The organism is Ruegeria sp. ANG-R, assembly GCF_000813985.1.
In the GTDB taxonomy this organism is placed as follows: Bacteria; Pseudomonadota; Alphaproteobacteria; order Rhodobacterales; family Rhodobacteraceae; genus Ruegeria.
In genome coordinates, this window is record NZ_JWLJ01000005.1 from 58,473 (window position 1) to 76,157 (window position 17,685).

General features: G+C 59.4%; 16 protein-coding genes. 8 read left to right on the top strand and 8 right to left on the bottom strand.

Translation table 11 applies throughout. The annotated features are described in order from the left end of the window. Positions 1-55: 55 nt before the first annotated feature. The 5 genes from RA27_RS14140 to RA27_RS14160 all read left to right on the top strand — a co-directional run bounded on the left by RA27_RS14140 (position 56) and on the right by RA27_RS14160 (position 5,729). Entirely contained in the window at positions 56-1,339 is a 1,284-nt protein-coding gene (locus tag RA27_RS14140; RefSeq protein WP_039540236.1) for an ABC transporter substrate-binding protein, read from the top strand. Positions 1,340-1,448: 109 nt separating this feature from the next. Continuing rightward, positions 1,449-2,282, top strand: a complete 834-nt coding sequence (locus tag RA27_RS14145) for an ABC transporter ATP-binding protein (protein WP_039540239.1) — start codon at positions 1,449-1,451, stop codon at positions 2,280-2,282. Between the two features lie 19 nt (positions 2,283-2,301). Beyond that, positions 2,302-3,519, top strand: a complete 1,218-nt coding sequence (locus RA27_RS14150; protein ID WP_039540242.1) for an AMP-binding protein — start codon at positions 2,302-2,304, stop codon at positions 3,517-3,519. A gap of 116 nt (positions 3,520-3,635) precedes the next feature. After that, entirely contained in the window at positions 3,636-5,300 is a 1,665-nt protein-coding gene (locus tag RA27_RS14155) for an iron ABC transporter permease (RefSeq protein WP_039540244.1), read from the top strand. Between the two features lie 78 nt (positions 5,301-5,378). Continuing rightward, on the top strand, positions 5,379-5,729 hold the full coding sequence (locus tag RA27_RS14160) for a DUF2794 domain-containing protein (protein WP_039540248.1): 351 nt from the start codon (positions 5,379-5,381) through the stop codon (positions 5,727-5,729). Here RA27_RS14160 and RA27_RS14165 read toward each other — a convergent pair. From RA27_RS14165 to RA27_RS14175, 3 genes are all read right to left on the bottom strand, one after another. Beyond that, positions 5,726-6,463 (bottom strand): C40 family peptidase, encoded by a 738-nt coding sequence (locus tag RA27_RS14165; RefSeq protein ID WP_039540251.1) that lies wholly within the window; start codon positions 6,461-6,463, stop codon positions 5,726-5,728. The two genes, RA27_RS14160 and RA27_RS14165, sit on opposite strands and share 4 nt — an antisense overlap. Next, a complete protein-coding gene (locus RA27_RS14170) occupies positions 6,460-7,842 on the bottom strand; it encodes a leucyl aminopeptidase family protein (RefSeq protein ID WP_039540254.1) in 1,383 nt (460 codons plus the stop codon). Before RA27_RS14170 ends, RA27_RS14165 begins: the two co-directional genes overlap by 4 nt. Positions 7,843-7,905: 63 nt before the next feature. Beyond that, positions 7,906-8,295, bottom strand: a complete 390-nt coding sequence (locus RA27_RS14175) for a hypothetical protein (RefSeq protein WP_039540373.1) — start codon at positions 8,293-8,295, stop codon at positions 7,906-7,908. 143 nt (positions 8,296-8,438) lie between these two features. Between RA27_RS14175 and RA27_RS14180 the strand changes: the two genes are divergently transcribed. Beyond that, positions 8,439-9,089, top strand: a complete 651-nt coding sequence (locus tag RA27_RS14180; protein WP_039540257.1) for a carbonic anhydrase — start codon at positions 8,439-8,441, stop codon at positions 9,087-9,089. A 105-nt stretch (positions 9,090-9,194) separates the two neighbouring features. Next, complete coding sequence (locus RA27_RS14185) at positions 9,195-9,731, top strand: SRPBCC family protein (protein WP_039540260.1); 537 nt, start codon at positions 9,195-9,197, stop codon at positions 9,729-9,731. On the opposite strand, the gene RA27_RS14190 is transcribed toward RA27_RS14185, so the two are convergent. The 4 genes from RA27_RS14190 to RA27_RS14205 form a co-directional block, all read right to left on the bottom strand. Continuing rightward, the gene (locus tag RA27_RS14190; RefSeq protein ID WP_039540264.1) at positions 9,732-11,369 is read right to left on the bottom strand and encodes a mucoidy inhibitor MuiA family protein; all 1,638 of its coding nucleotides are present in this window, start codon (positions 11,367-11,369) and stop codon (positions 9,732-9,734) included. Between the two features lie 129 nt (positions 11,370-11,498). Further along, on the bottom strand, positions 11,499-12,521 hold the full coding sequence (locus RA27_RS14195; RefSeq protein ID WP_039540267.1) for an aspartate-semialdehyde dehydrogenase: 1,023 nt from the start codon (positions 12,519-12,521) through the stop codon (positions 11,499-11,501). A gap of 112 nt (positions 12,522-12,633) precedes the next feature. Beyond that, positions 12,634-13,668 carry a glycosyltransferase family 4 protein gene (locus RA27_RS14200; RefSeq protein WP_039540270.1) on the bottom strand — a complete coding sequence of 345 codons (1,035 nt, stop codon included), beginning with the start codon at positions 13,666-13,668 and terminating at the stop codon, positions 12,634-12,636. 15 nt (positions 13,669-13,683) lie between these two features. Continuing rightward, complete coding sequence (locus RA27_RS14205; RefSeq protein ID WP_039540377.1) at positions 13,684-14,856, bottom strand: MFS transporter; 1,173 nt, start codon at positions 14,854-14,856, stop codon at positions 13,684-13,686. Positions 14,857-15,003: 147 nt separating this feature from the next. On the opposite strand from RA27_RS14205, the gene RA27_RS14210 reads away from it, so the two are divergent. Continuing rightward, on the top strand, positions 15,004-16,146 hold the full coding sequence (locus tag RA27_RS14210; protein WP_039540272.1) for a DUF3095 domain-containing protein: 1,143 nt from the start codon (positions 15,004-15,006) through the stop codon (positions 16,144-16,146). Here the strand turns inward: RA27_RS14210 and RA27_RS14215 are convergent. Then, entirely contained in the window at positions 16,143-17,552 is a 1,410-nt protein-coding gene (locus RA27_RS14215; RefSeq protein ID WP_039540275.1) for a pyridoxal-dependent decarboxylase, read from the bottom strand. The two genes, RA27_RS14210 and RA27_RS14215, sit on opposite strands and share 4 nt — an antisense overlap. Positions 17,553-17,685 lie beyond the last annotated feature (133 nt).

Consider the following 17,685-nt stretch of genomic DNA (forward strand, 5'->3'; position numbering starts at 1 on the left):
GACGGGTGGAAAGCCCGAAACCAAACATCGGACCAACCAAGGGAGGAGACACCCGATGAACAAGAAACTGGCAACCCTGGCGCTGGGTGCGCTGATGGCCTCAGGCCCCGCATTGGCGGATTTGGTGATCCCGGACCTCAGCTACCGCACAGGACCATACGCGGCGGGCGGGATTCCGTTCTCGGACGGGTATAACGATTATTTCACCCTGTTGAATGAGCGTGACGGCGGTATCGGCGGCGTTCCGGTACGGGTGGTCGAGTGCGAGACTGGTTATAACACCGAAAAAGGTGTGGAATGTTACGAATCCACCAAAGGCGAAGGCGCGCTGGTCTACCAGCCACTGTCGACCGGGATCACCTATCAGCTGATCCCCAAAGTGACGGCGGATGGCATCCCGCTGCACACGATGGGCTATGGTCGCACATCGGCTGCAAACGGCAAGGTGTTCAGCAATGTGTTCAACTATCCTGCCAACTATTGGAACGGGGCGTCGGGCGCGGTCAACTATCTGCTGGACGAGAACGGTGGTGACCTGACCGGCAAGAAGATCGCGCTGGTCTATCACAACTCGGCCTACGGCAAAGAGCCGATCCGCACGCTGGAGATGCTGGCCGAGAAACATGGTTTCGAACTGACGCTGCTGCCGGTCGATCATCCGGGTCAGGAGCAGAAGTCGCAATGGCTGCAAATCCGCCGTGAAAAGCCTGACTATGTGGTCATGTGGGGCTGGGGCGTGATGAACCAGGTCGCGGTTCAAGAAGCTGCAAACATCCGCTTTCCGATGGAGAACTTCATCGGGGTCTGGTGGTCTGGCGCCGAGTTCGATGTAGAACCCGCAGGTGACAAGGCCACTGGCTACAAGGCGCTGACCTTCACCGGTTTGGGTGATGACTACCCGGTCTACGATGATCTGCGGAAATACGTCGTTGATGGTGGCAAGGCTGCTGGCGCAGGCGATCAGCTGGGTGCCGTGCAGTATAACCGTGGGCTCTATGCGGCGATGCTGGCGTCCGAGGCCATCAAGACAGCGCAAGAAATGCACGGGGTTGCTGAAATCACGCCCGCGATGATGCGGGACGGCATGGAGGCGCTGGAGATGACCAACGCCAAGATGGAAGGGCTCGGTATGGCCGGGTTCGGACCTGAATTCTCGGTCAGCTGCGAAAACCACGGCGGCCCGGGGCTGGTTGGTGTCGTGCAGTGGGACGCCTCAACCGGAACCTGGAACCAGATTCAGGAGTTCAAACCGACGGATGCCGAGGTGATTGGACAACTGATTGCGGAAGATTCAGCGGCCTATGCGGCTGAAAACAACATCTCGCCACGCTGTGAGTAAGCCAAAACGCGTCCCGGTTCGCACCGGGACCGTGAAAACCCCGGAGCGGCGGGTTTCCTGCCGCTCCTGACGAACCGCCCTTACCGGGCAGGCATGAGGACACGCGCTGATGCTGGATGCGGCACAAACCACTGACGTGCAGGCGGAAACCCTGCTTGAGGTCAACAATATCGAGGTGATCTACAACCATGTGATCCTCGTGCTGAAAGGCGTCAGCCTGACCGTTCCAAAAGGTGGCATAACAGCCCTGCTGGGCGGCAATGGAGCGGGCAAGACAACCACGTTGAAGGCTGTGTCGAACCTGCTGCATTCCGAACGGGGCGAGGTCACCAAGGGCTCGATCAAGTACCGTGGCCAGAGTGTGCACGAAAGCGACCCCGCCGATCTGGTGCAAAAAGGTGTTATTCAGGTGATGGAGGGCCGTCATTGTTTCGAACACCTCACTGTCGAGGAAAACCTGCTGACCGGCGCCTATACCCGCAAGGATGGGTCCGCTGCGATCCAGCAGGATCTGGAACTGGTTTACAATTACTTCCCTCGTTTGAAGGAGCGACGCCGGTCTCAGGCGGGCTATACCTCGGGCGGAGAACAGCAGATGGTGGCGATGGGCAGGGCTCTGATGTCACGGCCCGAGACGATCCTGTTGGACGAACCCTCGATGGGTCTGGCCCCGCAGTTGGTCGAAGAGATTTTCGGCATCGTCAAGGACCTGAACGAGAAGGAAGGCGTGTCTTTCCTGCTGGCCGAGCAGAACACGAATGTGGCTCTAAGGTTCGCTCATTACGGCTATATTCTGGAATCTGGCCGCGTGGTGATGGACGGCCCCGCCGCCGAATTGCGGGAAAACCCGGACGTTAAGGAGTTTTATCTCGGCATGTCGGACGAAGGCCGCAAGAGCTTTCGCGATGTGCGCTCATACCGCCGCCGTAAGAGATGGCTGTAAGCGGGTGGAGGATATTTCGATGACCTATTTCGATAAGCTTGAAACCCGATCAGCCGATGAACGCGCAGCAGATCATGCGCGTGCCTTGCCGCAACAGATCGCGCGTGCGCAAACAGCGCCCGGATACGCGGACATTTTGTCGGATGTTCAGGCCGATGCAGTGACCGATCTGCAATCTCTGGCGAAACTTCCGGTTTTGCGCAAATCCGATCTGACACGGGCGCAGACCGGCCGACCGCCGTTCGGAGGATTCACCGTCAAACCGGCGCGGAACTTCCAGCATGTGTTCCAGTCACCGGGGCCGATCTATGAACCCGGCAGCATCGATCACGACTGGTGGCGCATGGGCCGCTTTCTAAATGCCGCCGGGGTTGGTCCGGGCGACATCGTGCAGAACTGTTTCGGTTATCACCTGACCCCTGCAGGGATGATTTTTGAAAGCGGGGCACAAGCGGTTGGCGCGGCTGTGCTGCCTGCGGGGACCGGGCAGACGGAACTTCAGGTGACTGCCGCGCGCGATGTAGGTTGCACCGCTTATGCAGGTACGCCGGATTATCTGAAGATCATCCTCGACAAGGCCGATGAGATGGGGGTGTCTCTGCAATTTTCAAAGGCTGTTGTGGGTGGCGGCGCACTGTTCCCATCCCTGCGCCAGGAATACGCGGACCGGGGTATTGCCTGCCTGCAATGCTACGCCACCGCCGATCTGGGCAACATTGCTTATGAAAGCGCTGCGATGGAAGGCATGATCATCGACGAACATGTGATCGTCGAGATCGTCACCCCCGGCACAGGAACGCCGGTTGCACCGGGTGAAGTGGGCGAGGTCGTCGTAACCACGCTCAACCCCGATTACCCGCTGATCCGTTTTGCCACCGGCGATCTGTCGGCGGTCATGCCCGGTACATCCCCGTGTGGGCGCACAAATACGCGTATCAAGGGCTGGATGGGTCGCGCCGATCAGACCACCAAGATCAAGGGCATGTTTGTCCGTCCTGAACAGGTGGCCGCGCTTGTGGATAAGCATGACGAGATCGTCAAGGCGCGCGTCATTGCGGCGCGACAGGGCGAGATGGACACGATGACCGTTCAGATCGAAAGCCCCTGCGAAAATGACGGCGCTTACGCGAAATCGGTTGTCGAGGTGCTGAAACTCAAGGGTGCGATCGAGGTCGTGGCCCCCGGCTCGCTGCCCAAAGATGGGCTGGTGATCGAGGATCAGCGCGTCTACGAATGAACCTCAGCGCCAGATCTGCGGCAGTATGTGCCGCAGATTTGTTGCTTGCCGCACTGGTGTTTCCGAGCATTTTCGTCGATTAAAGACCGAACCCTCGGGATTGTCAGTCACGCATTATGGCCGAAATCGAATACGCAGAACATGGTACACGCAATCGCGGTGCGCTGGGCACACGGCTGGTGGGTGCGATTTCTTATGCTGTCGCGGCGGCTTGTCTGTTGCCGATGGTGGCGGTTGTGCTGGCCGCGATGACCGGCGGAACCGATACAGTTTCGCATTTGTTAGAGACTGTTTTGCCTCGATATGCACTGACAACGGCCATCCTTGTGGTTCTGGTGGCGGCGGGCACGTTCTCGATCGGGGTTGGGGCTGCTTGGCTGGTGACAATGACGCGCTTCCCCGGAGTGAGGTTTCTGGAGGTCGCGTTGGTCCTGCCGCTGGCCTTTCCGGCATATGTGCTGGCCTATGCATACACCTTCATCCTTGATCATCCGGGGATCGTGCAGACTACATTGCGCGATGTGACGGGCTGGGGGCCGCGCGACTATTGGTTCCCCGAGATTCGCTCGACCGAGGGCGCGGCGGTTATGCTTATCCTAGTGCTTTACCCCTATGTCTATCTGCTCGCCCGGGCGGCGTTTCTGCAGCAAAGTGAGACGGCGTTTCTGGCGGCCCGTGCGCTGGGGAATGGTCCGTGGCACGCGTTCTGGCGCGTATCGCTTCCGATGGCCCGCCCGGCTATTGCCGGGGGGGTGTTGCTGGCAGTGATGGAAACCATCGCCGATTTCGGCACTGTCGCCTATTTCGGGGTTCAGACCTTTGCAACCGGCATCTACACCAGCTGGTTTTCAATGGCCGACCGGACAGCGGCGGCGCAACTGGCCCTGTGTCTGCTTGCCTTTGCACTGGTCATGGCCGTGACCGAACGTGCCCAACGCGGCAAGGCGAAATACTATCAGGCGGGCAAAAGCAGCAAGGCGCAACCAGCCGCATCGCTGCAGGGATGGCAGGCGGCAGGTGCGATTGTGCTTTGTGCGATTCCTGTGGTGCTTGGGTTTCTGTTGCCCGTTGTCATTCTGGTCGAGATGGGTCTCGAATCCGAACAGAACCTTCTGACGCCGCGATATGCAGCATTTATCCGTAACTCGTTGATTCTGGCAGGTACCGCCGCAGTCATCACCGTCAGCGCGGCTGTCTGTATCGGGTTCTTTCAGCGCCTCAGGCCCGGGCGGGGCTCGGCCATCGCAGGATATCTGGCGCGTCTGGGTTATGCGGTGCCCGGCGGTGTCATTGCGGTGGGCCTGATCGTGCCTTTTGCCGGATTTGACAATGCGCTGGATGCCTGGATGCGAAAGACGTTCGATGTCTCAACGGGCCTGTTGGTGACGGGCTCGATCTGGCTTCTGGTTGCAGCCTATATGGTGCGGTTCCTTGCCGCCGCGCTCAGCGCCTATGAGGGTGGCCAGAGCACCGTTCACGCCAACATGGACGCCGCTGCCCGATCGCTGGGGCAGACGCCGTTGGGGACGCTGCGTCGGGTACATCTGCCGATCCTCACACCATCGCTGCTGACCGCGCTGCTGATCGTTTTTGTCGATGTCATGAAAGAGCTGCCCGCGACGCTGATCATGCGACCCTTCAACTTCGACACTCTGGCGGTGCAGGCCTACCGTCTGGCCTCGGATGAGCGGCTTGAGGGCGCGGCGGTGCCGTCTCTGGTCATTCTGGCTGTCGGACTGTTGCCAGTGATCCTGATTTGCCGCCAGGTCGGGCGAAGGTAGCGGACGAGCGGTCCAAAAATACAACACCCCGATGGCGTCGGGCTTGATTCAACGGCAATTTCCGGCAAGGCTTGTGACATGAACATGCAGCCTCCCAGCCGGTTCGGGTCCGGCTCTGCCCAGATGCCGGTCGCTTTTGACCGGCGCGAGATGTCTCATATCCTGTCTGTCTATGGCCGAATGGTCGCTGCCGGTGAATGGCGTGACTACGGAATTTCCAACCTGCGGGATATGGCGGTTTTCTCTATCTTTCGACGCACTGCCGAGCATCCGATCTACCGGGTTGAGAAACACCCTCGCCTGCGCTTGCGACAGGGGATGTATTCGGTGGTTGGAATGGATGGGCGCATCCTGAAGCGCGGGCATGATTTACGCGCCGTATTGCGCGTTCTGGAGCGCAAGCTGATCCGGGCGGTTGACCCGGATTAGAGCCTTTTGTGCGCCGTAACCGGCCCGTCGCCCTGCGCCGCAATGCGGGCGATCGCCTGATCCATGGGTTCCAGTGCGACGGCCATGTCGCTGGCGTTGGCGTGCAGCAGCAGGTTTTCGGCTGCGACCCAGGCGACATGACCTTTCCAGAACAGCAGATCACCGCGCTTCTCGGTCTCACTTTTGGGCACAAGTTGGCCCAACTCGCGTTCCTGATCGCCACTGTCGCCGGGGCAGGGAATGCCGCAGGCCAGCAGCGCGGCCTGCACCAGACCTGAACAATCCAGCCCGAACCGGCTGTTGCCCCCCCAAAGATAGGGCGTGCCTAGAAACAGCTCGGCTGCGGCGACGGGATCGGTCAGACGAGAAGATGCGGGCATCGCGTGGACCGCGGGAATGAACCCAAGCGCAGTTTCCAGAAACCCGTCCGGTTCGGACAAGACCCGGATTTTGCTGCCGAAACTCAGCGAGGTCCGATCGCGGCTTTTCATATCCGGCCGCTCGTAAGCATGGGTAGCGGCCGCAACGATCCAGTGGGTCTGCGGTTCGATCAGGCCCAGATGCTCCGCCGCGACCCATCCCTGATAGCCATCTTTGCTTGCCGTGATCTTGCTCCAGCCGTCCTGTTCATCCTCTACGGTCACGGTGTCGCCGAACAGCAATTGCCTGTCGCGCGGACCGTTGGGGCGGCGCAGCAGGTCGATGACCGGATGAATGACGCGCGCCTGAGTCATAGGCCGAGAAGCTCCGGCAGCGCACCCAGTAAGGCGCGTGGACCCTGCCCGAGACCACCTTTGCTGCGGCCGGGCTCCTTGCTGCGTTGCCACGAATAAATGTCGAAATGCATGTAGCGGCTATCGGCTGCAAAACGGCGCAGAAACAGCGCGGCGGTGATCGATCCCGCGAATCCACCCGCCGGCGCGTTGTCGAGATCAGCGATGCCGGGTTCGATCAGTGCCTCATAGGGTTCGTGAAACGGCATCCGCCAGACCGGATCGGCAGTTGTTTGGCCTGCGCGCGACAGAGCATCAGCGGCGCTGTCGTCATCGGTATAGAACGGTGCCAGATCGGCTCCTAGCGCGACCCGAGCCGCGCCGGTCAGCGTGGCCATCGAGATCAGCAGGTTCGGCGCCCCTTCATGCGCCAGCGCCAGAGCATCGGCCAGCACCAGCCGTCCTTCGGCATCGGTGTTGTTAATCTCAACCGTCAGCCCATTGCGGGCGGTGAGGATGTCGCCGGGGCGGAAGGCGTTGCCCGCAACCGCGTTTTCCACTGCCGGGATCAGCACGCGTAACTGCACTTTCAGTTCCAGCGCCATGATCATACGGGCCAAACCCAGCACATTGGCCGCCCCGCCCATATCCTTTTTCATCAATCCCATAGAGGCGCCGGGCTTTAGGTTGAGGCCGCCGGTATCGAAACAGACACCTTTGCCCACCAAGGTCAGCTTCGGGCCGCTGTCGCCCCAGTTCATCTCGATCAGCCGGGGGGCCTGTTCGGCAGCGCGCCCGACCGCATGGATCATCGGAAAATCCTGATCCAGCAACGCATCCCCACTAACGACCGAGCAGCTTGCACCGTAGTCTCGCGCCAATGTTTCGACGGCCTGCAGCAATTGCTCGGGGCCCATATCCGATGCCGGCGTATTGACCAGATCCCGCGTCAACGCCTCGGCATTGGCCATGATCTCGATTCGCGCGGCGTCAACGCTTTCAGGAGCGATCAATCTGGCGTTCGCCGGACTTTGTGCGGCATAGCGATCAAAGGCATATCCGGTCATCAGCCAGCCAAAACACTCAGCCTCAAGCAGGTCGGCGGGAATGCCCGATGCGATGCGATAGGCACCTTTGGGCAGGTTCTCTGCTGCTGCAGCCAATGGAAACCGCTTGCGCGCCCGTTTTGCCGCACTGCCATAGCCCGCCAGCGCAAATTCCGGCGCACCATCAGGGCCGGGCACCAGAAGAGTCTGCCCCAGCGCGCCGGAAAAGCTGCTGGCAGTAACCCAGGCACGCACAGGGCTCGGCTGATCCGCCAGCCAGTCCTCCAGATCGGACTGTTCCAGTACATGCAATGGCAGCGACGGGTCGTGGGCGGGGGCAAAGGACAGGGTCATGCGCGTCTCGGCTGTTTGAAATCGCGCTCAGACTAGCTGTCTGCGGTGCGCCCGCAACCCCCCTCAGACCGACAGATCCTGTTGATCCCAGACGGCGGTCAGAGACCGTTCTCCAACCCGGATCAGGCGGCTTAGCGTGGCCCCCGTCGCAACCGCGTCCCCGGTATCGACCGAATGCGCGACGTCGCCCGCCACACGGGCCAGTGCGGTCATGCCGATCTGTTCGGATATGGCCACCAGCGATCTGGCGCATTTGCGCAGCCCGGCCCAGTCCCGTTGACGCCAGAAGCGCTGGCAATTTGACAATCGCAGCGCCAGTTCCTCGACCGTCCGGCACAACACGTCCAGCGCATTGGTGTCGCCGAGTTGATGATACAGGCTGCTCAACCGGTCCGGGTCCAAACGTACGGTTTCTTTCTGTTCAAGCGTGATTATCTTGTCCACCACATTCACCCCAATTGACATGCCCCCACGGCATGTGGCCACCCTGTCCTGAAATACCTTTGCATTTCCTTGCGGTGCAGCGGGATAATGTCTCGAATTTTGTGCGAATTCGGGTTACAGAGCGGACCAGTCTAAACACAGGGGCATGAAAAATGAACTTTGCCAAACCTTTGCCGAACTACCTTGTGAAGCGGTATCACGGCTGGAAGGCAACGACCTATTCCGAAAATCAGGTCTGGTACCGGCGTCTGGCGACCGAGGGGCAGCGCCCCCGCGCGATGGTCATTTCATGCTGCGACAGCCGGGTGCATGTAACCTCGATTTTCGGGGCCGATCAGGGTGAGTTTTTCATCCACCGCAACATCGCCAATCTGGTGCCGCCTTACGCGCCGGACGGAGATCACCACGGCACCAGTGCGACCATCGAATACGCGGTGACGGCGCTGAAGGTCGCCCATCTGATCGTTCTGGGCCATTCCCAGTGCGGAGGCGTGCAGGGCTGTATCGACATGTGCAAGGGGCAGGCCCCGCAACTGGAAGCAAAAGAGAGTTTTGTTGGCCGCTGGATGGATATCCTCAAGCCAAAATTCGATCTGGTGGCCGATGTCGAGGACAGCACCGATCAGGCGCGTCAGTTTGAGCGGCAGGCTGTTGTCGCCTCGCTTGAAAACCTGATGACCTTTCCGTTTGTTTCCGCGGCTGTGGAAGATGGATCGCTCAGCCTGCACGGGCTTTGGACCGATATCGGCGAAGGCGGGTTGATGTGTTACGACCCGCAAGAGAACAAGTTCGTCGCGGTCTGATTGATCGAAACCGGAAGCGATATGCAATGGCGCGGATCAGAGTTCTGATTTCGCGCCATTTTTTGATATGATCCCCGTGTTTCAAAATGGATTCGGATCATACCCATGAGATTGATTAAGCGTATCGTCGTCACCTTGATTGTGATCGTGCTGGTGCTGGCCGGGGTGTCTTATCTTTTGCCCGGAAGGGCCGAAGTCTCTCGCAGTATCACCGTTGACGCCCCTGCGTCGGTGATCTTTCCCTATGTGAATTCGATGCAGGAGACCGAGAAGTGGTCGCCCTGGCTATCTCGTGATCCCGAAACAAAATTGTCCTACAGCGGCCCCGACGCAGGGGTCGGGAACACGTTGAACTGGGCGTCGGATAATCCGCAGGTGGGCACAGGTTCGCAGGAAATCATCGAGAGCATCCCGGATCAGTCGGTCAAAACCGCGCTGGATTTTGGGCCGATGGGCACAGCGACTGCGTTGTTCCTACTGCAGCCGGAGGGCGCGGGGACGCGGGTCACATGGGGTTTCGAATCTGATCTGGGCCTGAACCCCATGTCGCGCTGGATGGGTTTGATGATGGACCGCTGGGTCGGCGGCGACTACGAACGCGGGCTGGAGAATCTGAAAGCTCTGGTCGAGAGGCAGGGGTGATTACCTGAGTTCCATGCCCTCCGGCCAGCCGAGTGTGGTTTCCAGCTTAATGGTCTCGGTCTGGCCGGGGGTCAGATCGAAGTTCCAGGCAAGAATCCCGCGTTGGTTTGCCACATCAACCTCCAACGGTTTGGGATCAGCCGTCCAGTTGATTTCCAAATCGTCCTGTTCGGAATAGGGAACACGATCCAGAAGACGCAGCGTCCAGCTCTCGTTGGTGAGGTTTTTGACCTCTATCTGAGCGTGTTCGACACTTTCATTTGAACGTGAAATCAAACCGACATCGCCGCTGCTCCGATTCAGAATATCACGTTTTAGTGTCAGACCATGAATCGGACCAAAGCCCATCTCGACCTCTTCCGACGGTCCGATTGTATCAGTGTAATTCGTAGCGACCAGAACGCCGTCCACCAGCCATTTCGCCAGATTTGCGGATAACAGGTTCTGATCATAGGGATTTAGGAAGCGTGCGGTGCGATAAGCCACATCGTCCCGTGCTGGCGTTGCCATGGCAAAGACTTCGGCGTCTTGGGCCATGCGATCCAGAAAAAACTCGGCGAATTCGTTCTCGCTGCTGGCAATCGAGACCGGGTTTGACAGCGTATAGGTAAAGCCGGTTCCCTGAACCGAGTCAGCACTGGGTGCCCAGCCTTGGGTTTCTTCGACGACCACCGGGGCTTCAACGACGGGCTCTGCCAGATTGGCAACGCTTCTCGATTGTACAGGCGCGGGCTTGTTGCGAATGAAGCGGCGTAACGGACGCAGATCTGTGGCGCTGTTCTGCCCGACAGGCTGCAAGGTCGAGACATTTAGGGTAACATCCTGCCAGTTTTCTCCGGTGTGCTGGTTGACCAGAATATGACGGCTGATCGTGACCTGTGGGTTGTCTCCGGTGGTCAGGTCAAACTCATATAACGGCTGCCAGTTTGCAAAGTAGAAATCCAGGTAGGATACCGAGATGGTGCTGCTGACATCGGCGTCGGCCTGTACGTCCACGGCCAGAAACAGGCGGTCGTCTGTTTCTGGGATCAATGCCGCCAGATCAGCCCGCGCGGCGTCCAGCTCTTTTTCCAGATCGTCCAGGTTTTTGCGGATTTTACGCGCCTCGATTTCTGCGCTTTGCACGGCTTCTTCAGCTAAAAGGCTTTCATCACCCACCATGCGGGCGATATCGCGCAGGCCGCCGGCGTTGGCGCCTGCAAGGCCCTCATTGCGGCCCAGATCGGAGAGGAACGCGATTTTTTGACGAGCCGCTTCGGCCTTGGTTAAGGCCGTATTTGCACGATCCTCGACCTCGATGATCTGTGCCTCGATATCCTCGATGTGTTGTTCTGCCTGTTTGACATCCTCGCTCTCATAATCATGCCATGGCACATCGTCAGCGCGCGCAATAACGGCGGTCTGAGTCAGACCTTCGGCATGAAACTGCATTGTTGCAAGCTGGGATTGGTAGTCGCTTCCCGGAATGCCCAGCAACACCAGACGGTGGCGACCAGCGGGGACGTCGAATGTACCGGTCCGCGTGATCTCGGCTCCTTCGGGATAAACGGTGACTTCGCTGACCTTGGTGTCAATGACAAAGGTTTCGGCCTGCAAAAAAGTCGGGGCAAGAGCCACAAAGTAAAGCAGTCGTTTCATAAAGTCTCACAAAGAAATCGGTCCTGTCTTCCCGCGAGGGTTGCAAGACACGGGCCGTCTGGCAAGCCCTATAACGAAAAGAGGCCGCTTCTTTCGAAACGGCCTCTTTCCAATATTCTCTTAGAAGGCTCAGCCTTTCTTCAGAACCTCGCGTCCCAGCAGCTCCGCGATCTGTACTGCGTTCAATGCGGCACCCTTGCGCAGGTTGTCGGACACACACCACAGGTTCAGACCGTTCTCGATGGTCGAATCCTGACGGATACGACTGATGAATGTAGCGAAATCGCCCGCGCATTCGATCGGTGAGACGTAGCCGCCGGCTTCGCGCTTGTCGATCACCATGATGCCCGGTGCTTCGCGCAGGATGTCGCGGGCTTCATCTTCGTCCAGAAATTCCTCGAACTCGATATTCACGGCCTCGGAGTGGCCGACGAACACAGGCACGCGGACGCAGGTTGCCGTGACCTTGATCGACGGGTCGACGATCTTTTTGGTTTCAACAACCATCTTCCACTCTTCCTTGGTCGAGCCGTCTTCCATGAAGACGTCGATCTGCGGAATGACGTTGAAGGCGATTTGTTTCTGGAACTTCTTCGGTTCAACTTCGGTCGTGGGGTTATAGATGGCCTTGGTCTGATCCCAAAGCTCATCCATGCCCTCTTTACCGGCACCCGAGACCGACTGATAGGTCGAGACGACAACGCGCTTGATCTTGGCGCGGTCATGCAGCGGTTTCAGCGCGACAACCATCTGCGCGGTCGAGCAGTTGGGGTTGGCGATGATGTTCTTGTTTCTGTAGTCGTGGATCGCCTGCGGGTTACATTCCGGAACGATCAGCGGAATGTCCGGGTCATAGCGATAAAGCGACGAGTTATCGATCACCACGCAGCCAGCCGCCGCCGCCTTGGGGGCGTAGACTTTGGTGGCCTCGGACCCTACGGCAAACAGCGCCATGTCCCAGCCGGTGAAATCGAAGGTGTCCAGATCTTTGGTCGTGAGCGTCTTGTCGCCAAAAGTCACCTCGGTACCCAGCGAACGACGGCTTGCCAGAGCGGCAAGTTCATCGACGGGGAACTGGCGTTCCGCCAGGATGTTCAGCATTTCGCGGCCCACGTTACCCGTGGCGCCGACGACGACGACGCGATAGCCCATTTCATGTCTCCAAAGTTAAGGACGCGCGTTCATAGCTGCGTTGCGGCGAAGAAAAAAGAGCCTTTGGGGCATAATTCGCCTGCTCACACCGATTTGTCACGGTTGCCGGGGTCTAGTCCGCGTCCAGAAGCTGCCGATAGACCTTTACGATGGCCTGTGCTTCGCCCTCGATTCGAAAATTCTGTTCAACATGGGCTCGCGCAGTTTGCCCTGCAGCGGCCAGCGCGGCGCGGTCCTGTAGCATGTCCTCCAGAGCGTTGGCCAGCGCTTGGGCGTTGTCTTTCTCGACCAGCCGTCCGGTTTCACCATCCTTGATCTGCGCACTGAACGCGCCGACCCCGTGGCAGGCGATGGCGGGAACGCCCGAGGCCATCGCCTCAAGCGGGGTCAGGCCGAAACCTTCGTGCCGCGCGGGGGCCACAAACAGGTCAAGCGCACGGTAGGTTTCGACAATCTCATCCCACGGCCGTTCGCCCAGAAAATGAACGCGGTCGCCCAGCCCGGCGTCTTGCAGCTTTTGTTCTTGCTCGGCTTGAAAACCTTCGAACTCCTTAGTGGCGCGCCCGGTGAAGATAACATGGGCATCGGGGTGGTTGGGCAGCACCTGCAGGGCGGCCTCGACCAGCAGATCCACCCCTTTCTGAGGGCGGATACGGCCAAAACAGCCGATCAGCAGCCCGTCTGGCAGGCCAAGCTTTTGGCGTAGGGCCTGCTTGTCCTCAGTTGGGTGGAACAACTCAGTATTGACGCCATGCATGATGACGGTTGCGGGATGTTCCAGAAACGAGGCCGCCTGGGGCGTCGTAGCGATCAACGCATCCATCTTACGGATCAGCCCTTTGGTGAACCCGGAATGATCGCGTTGCGCGGCCGAAGTGAACAGCAGTTTGTAGTTGCGCCGGAACACAGTGCGCAGCACCAGCCCCATCAACATCTCGGTGTTCCGCCGTGCGTGCCAGACCCGTTTGCGATTGGGCAGAAACAGCAGTTTCCAGAGTCTGATATGGGGCAAATCGTCGGGCAAACCGGGTCCGGTAGCGCGGATGCCGATCATCTTCTGCTGGATTGGCAGCAGCCGGATCACCGTTGTTGTCACGCCCGACAGGGAATGCTTCAGATTGGGTGCAATCACCTCGATATCCTGCACGGGCGGCCTCCGGTCTCAGTCCACGCTGTCCCGACTGAATAGATAGATCACGCAGCCAATGGCAAGGGTGGCAGCGAAAAAGCCAAAGATCGCGGTATAGGGTGCCGAGGTGCTAATTCCGGCGCTGGCCGCATGGATGCGCCCGGTGGTAAATTGCGCCAGCCCGACACCGCCGATGCCGAAGAGGTTCAGCAGGGTGACTCCCCGCCCGACCAAATGCGCAGGGATAAAGGCGCGCCCATGGGCCATGATGACCGGAAAGCTGGCACCGAGAAAGCCGATGACCGCAAGCAGCAAGATGGAAAGCCAGACGCCCACGTCGATCCAAAGGCAAAGCGACGCCAAAGCCGCTGCGCCCAGGGCATTGCCGCCGAAGATCACCCATTTACGCGTGTTCAGGATGCGGTCCAGCGGCCCATAGGCAAAGGTGCCCGCAATCATCGCGGCACCCATGATCAACGTTGCCTGACCGATCTGCGTTGTGCTGAGGTCAAAAACATCGCGCAGGTAAGGCCCGGCCCAAAGTCCGCGTAGCGCGGCAGATGGCGCATAAGCCACCAGCATCAGAGGCAGAATGGCCCACAGGGCGGGTTCTTTCAGCAGGTCCAGAACCGATCCTTTGTGTTCGGTTTCGATCTTTTTGGGATCATGCACCGTCAGCCAGATCCCCGCCGCCACCGCACCAGAGATGACCGCAAGCCCGGCCAGCGTAGCGCGCCAGCCCATCAGTTCGACCGCCAGCGCTGTGGGGTACGAGGCGACCAGATTGCCGACAGACCCCACGCCCAGCATCACCGCGGCCAATGTGGCGAATTTCGCGGGCGGGAATTCTCGGGCAAAGATATAGTAGGACGCCATCAGGACAGGTGAGCACCCGACCCCGATCAGCGCCATCGCAAGCGCCACATGAAACGGAGTGGTGGCCACAGCGAACAGGGTTGCGCCACCCGCGCCGCCGACCAGTAGCAGCGCGGCCGAGCTGCGCCTTGGCCCCACCCGGTCCAGCGCCCAGCCAACCGGAATTTGCATCGCCGCAAAAATCAGAAACCAAAGGCCCGAGGCAAAGGCCAGATCCTCGGGCGTGGCTCCGATATCCCGGCCCAGATCAGTGGTGAGAACCGCCAGAAAAGCGCGGAAAAACTGACTGAGGACGTAGGCCAGACACAAGATCACCAACCCTGCCTGCATCTGTTGCCCCTCTATGTCTGCCTGCTTTGCCGTGATGCTTGACATGTCGCGTCAATCCGCACAAGCGCTTGTGTTGTTTCGCCAGGGGCAGACATCCTTCGCAATCGGGCTATCATCATTTCATATCCAGGATTTTCCGAGAGTGTCATGGCCCCCTCAGACTCTGTATTTTATGATTCCGTTTCCATTTCAGACAATTTCCTGAGCCTCAGCGACCCGGCGCAGTTCACGCCGCTGCCCGATACTTGGATTCTGGGCGTCGCAGATATCGTGAATTCGACCGGTGAGATCGCGCGCGGCCGATACAAGACGGTCAACATGGTTGGGGCCGCAGTGATTTCAGCCATGATCAATGCGCTGGGCGGGCGGGTTTTCCCATATGTCTTTGGCGGAGATGGTGCCGGGTTCGCAGTCCCGGGAGAGGATCGCGGCACGGCACGGGAAACACTTGCCGCATTGCAAAGCTGGGCCGAGGCCGAGTTCGCCATCACCCTGCGTGCGGCGCTGTTTTCGGTGGCCGATATCCGCGCTGCCGGGTGTGACCTGCGTGTCGCCCGATATGCGCCGTCTACAGGCGTTGACTACGCCATGTTCTCTGGCGGCGGCCTGGCTTGGGCGGAAGAGCAGATGAAATCGGGGCATCAGACGGTTCCGCCTGCGGAACCGGGCGCTCTGCCCGATCTGACTGGCCTGTCTTGCCGCTGGTCCAACAGCCCGACCCGGCACGGTCAGATCGTTTCCGTGGTTATTCAGCCTGTATCAGGATCTGATGAGGGGGAATTCTCTGATTTGGCGCAATCCGTTCTGTCGGTCGCCGAGGGGCTCGATCGCGCAGGCCATCCGGTTCCGCTCAAAGGCCCACCGATGAGCTGGCCGCCGCCGGGTGTCGATATTGACGCCCATGTCTCGCGTGCCGGGCGCAATCTTTTGCTGCAGAAGATGCGGCTGACGATCGGCAATATGCTGATCGGGTTGCTTTTCAAGACCGGGATGCGGTTGGGGCAGTTCGAACCTGACCATTACAAAGAGATGGTCAGCCGCAACGCCGATTTCCGCAAATTCGATGACGGGCTGAAAATGACGCTGGATTGCGATCCGGCCACGCTGGACCGGATCACCCGGATGCTGGAGGATGCGCAGGAGCAGGGCAAAATCCGTTACGGCCTGCACACCCAGCAAGAGGCGATGATGACCTGCTTTGTCCCTTCGGCCACGCGCGACGACCATGTGCATTTCGTGGACGGAGCCTCGGGCGGCTATGCCCAGGCCGCCGCTGCCATGCGGGCCTAGAGCCCTCGTGCGATCTCAGTGATCACGTCAAAAGCCATCATGACGTCCTGCTCGGTTGTCTCGAACTGCCCGGCCTGAAAGCGGATGACCAGATCGCCGTCGACGCGGGTCTGGGTCAGGTAAATGCGGCCGTCATCATTGATCGCATTCACCAGCCGCAGGTTGAGGTCATCAAGATCAGTGGCGCCATCCGGTTCATATCGGAAGGTCCACAGAGACCACATCGGTGGCGTCACAATGCGAAAATCCGGCTCTGCCGCCAGCCGGTCATGCAGCGCGACCGACCAGTTGACGTGATTCCGCAGCCGTGCGCGCAATCCTTCCAGCCCGTAGGTTCGAATGACAAACCAGAGCTTCAACGCCCGGAACCGCCGACCCAGCGGGACCGACCATTCCGAGTAGTTGATGATCCCGTCTTTCCCGTGGGTCTTCAGGTACTCCGGGCTGATCGCCAGCGTGCGGACCAGATCGTCGGGGTTTTTCAGGAAATGTGCACAGCAGTCGAACTGAACGCCCAGCCACTTGTGCGGATTGAAGACGATGCTGTCGGCCCGATCGATGCCGGGCCAATAGTGACGATATTCGGGGCAGATCATGGCCGAGCCCGCCCACGCGGCATCGACATGGGAATAGAGCTCATATTTCTGCGCGATCTCAAGACAGCGGTCCACCGGATCGGTGGCGCCTGTCCCTGTTCCACCGACACAGAGAATAACGCCGGCTGGCTGCATACCAGACTCTAAATCGGATTGAATCGCCGTCTCAAGCGCATCTGGGTCCATGCCGCGCCAGTCTCCTTGCACTGGAATGCGCACCAGATTGTCCTGCCCGATGCCCGCAATCCAGATGGCGCGGTCGATCGAGGTGTGCACCTCGGAGGAACAGTAGATGCGCAGCGGTTTCTGACCGAACAAGCCCCGGCTGTTGCCCTGCCAGTTCATTGCCTTCTCGCGCATGGTCAGCACCGCAGCCAGCGTTGCGGATGAGGCGGAGTCCTGAATAACACCGGCAAACCCTTCAGGCAGGTCCAGCGCTTCGCGCAGCCAGTCCATCATTCGCGTTTCCATCTCGGTCGCGGCGGGTGAGGTCTGCCACAGCATACACTGTGGTGCGATAGCGCTGGCAAGAAACTCTGCCAGTACAGATGGCGCCGAGGCATTTGAGTTGAAATAGGCGAAGAACCGGGGGTGCTGCCAATGGGTGATCCCGGGCATCACGATCTGTTCGAAATCGCGAAAGATGTCCTCAATCGCTTCCCCTTGCTCGGGGGGATGTGCCGGCAGGGCATTCAGAATGTCACCGGGTTCGGTCCGGGCGCGTACGGGTTTGTCGCCGACCGTCAGGTGATAGTCCTGCGTCCAATCCGCGATTCTCCTGCCCCAGTCGGAAAACTCATTCCATTTCATCTCGAACTCCCCGTTTTTGAATGTCAGGCTCGCAAGCGCCTGATTTTGTCGGTTCCGTGTTCCGGCGGCCGCCAGAGCCTACGCAATATTATCATCCGGTATATCCAGTTTATATATTAAACAAGTTAAGTAA

Coding starts and splice junctions, on each gene's coding strand:
- RA27_RS14140 (WP_039540236.1), top strand. CDS start 56: ATGAACAAGAAACTGGCAACCCTGGCGCTGGGTGCGCTGATGGCCTCA.
- RA27_RS14145 (WP_039540239.1), top strand. CDS start 1,449: ATGCTGGATGCGGCACAAACCACTGACGTGCAGGCGGAAACCCTGCTT.
- RA27_RS14150 (WP_039540242.1), top strand. CDS start 2,302: ATGACCTATTTCGATAAGCTTGAAACCCGATCAGCCGATGAACGCGCA.
- RA27_RS14155 (WP_039540244.1), top strand. CDS start 3,636: ATGGCCGAAATCGAATACGCAGAACATGGTACACGCAATCGCGGTGCG.
- RA27_RS14160 (WP_039540248.1), top strand. CDS start 5,379: ATGAACATGCAGCCTCCCAGCCGGTTCGGGTCCGGCTCTGCCCAGATG.
- RA27_RS14165 (WP_039540251.1), bottom strand. CDS start 6,463: ATGACTCAGGCGCGCGTCATTCATCCGGTCATCGACCTGCTGCGCCGC.
- RA27_RS14170 (WP_039540254.1), bottom strand. CDS start 7,842: ATGACCCTGTCCTTTGCCCCCGCCCACGACCCGTCGCTGCCATTGCAT.
- RA27_RS14180 (WP_039540257.1), top strand. CDS start 8,439: ATGAACTTTGCCAAACCTTTGCCGAACTACCTTGTGAAGCGGTATCAC.
- RA27_RS14185 (WP_039540260.1), top strand. CDS start 9,195: ATGAGATTGATTAAGCGTATCGTCGTCACCTTGATTGTGATCGTGCTG.
- RA27_RS14190 (WP_039540264.1), bottom strand. CDS start 11,369: ATGAAACGACTGCTTTACTTTGTGGCTCTTGCCCCGACTTTTTTGCAG.
- RA27_RS14195 (WP_039540267.1), bottom strand. CDS start 12,521: ATGGGCTATCGCGTCGTCGTCGTCGGCGCCACGGGTAACGTGGGCCGC.
- RA27_RS14205 (WP_039540377.1), bottom strand. CDS start 14,856: ATGCAGGCAGGGTTGGTGATCTTGTGTCTGGCCTACGTCCTCAGTCAG.
- RA27_RS14210 (WP_039540272.1), top strand. CDS start 15,004: ATGGCCCCCTCAGACTCTGTATTTTATGATTCCGTTTCCATTTCAGAC.
- RA27_RS14215 (WP_039540275.1), bottom strand. CDS start 17,552: ATGAAATGGAATGAGTTTTCCGACTGGGGCAGGAGAATCGCGGATTGG.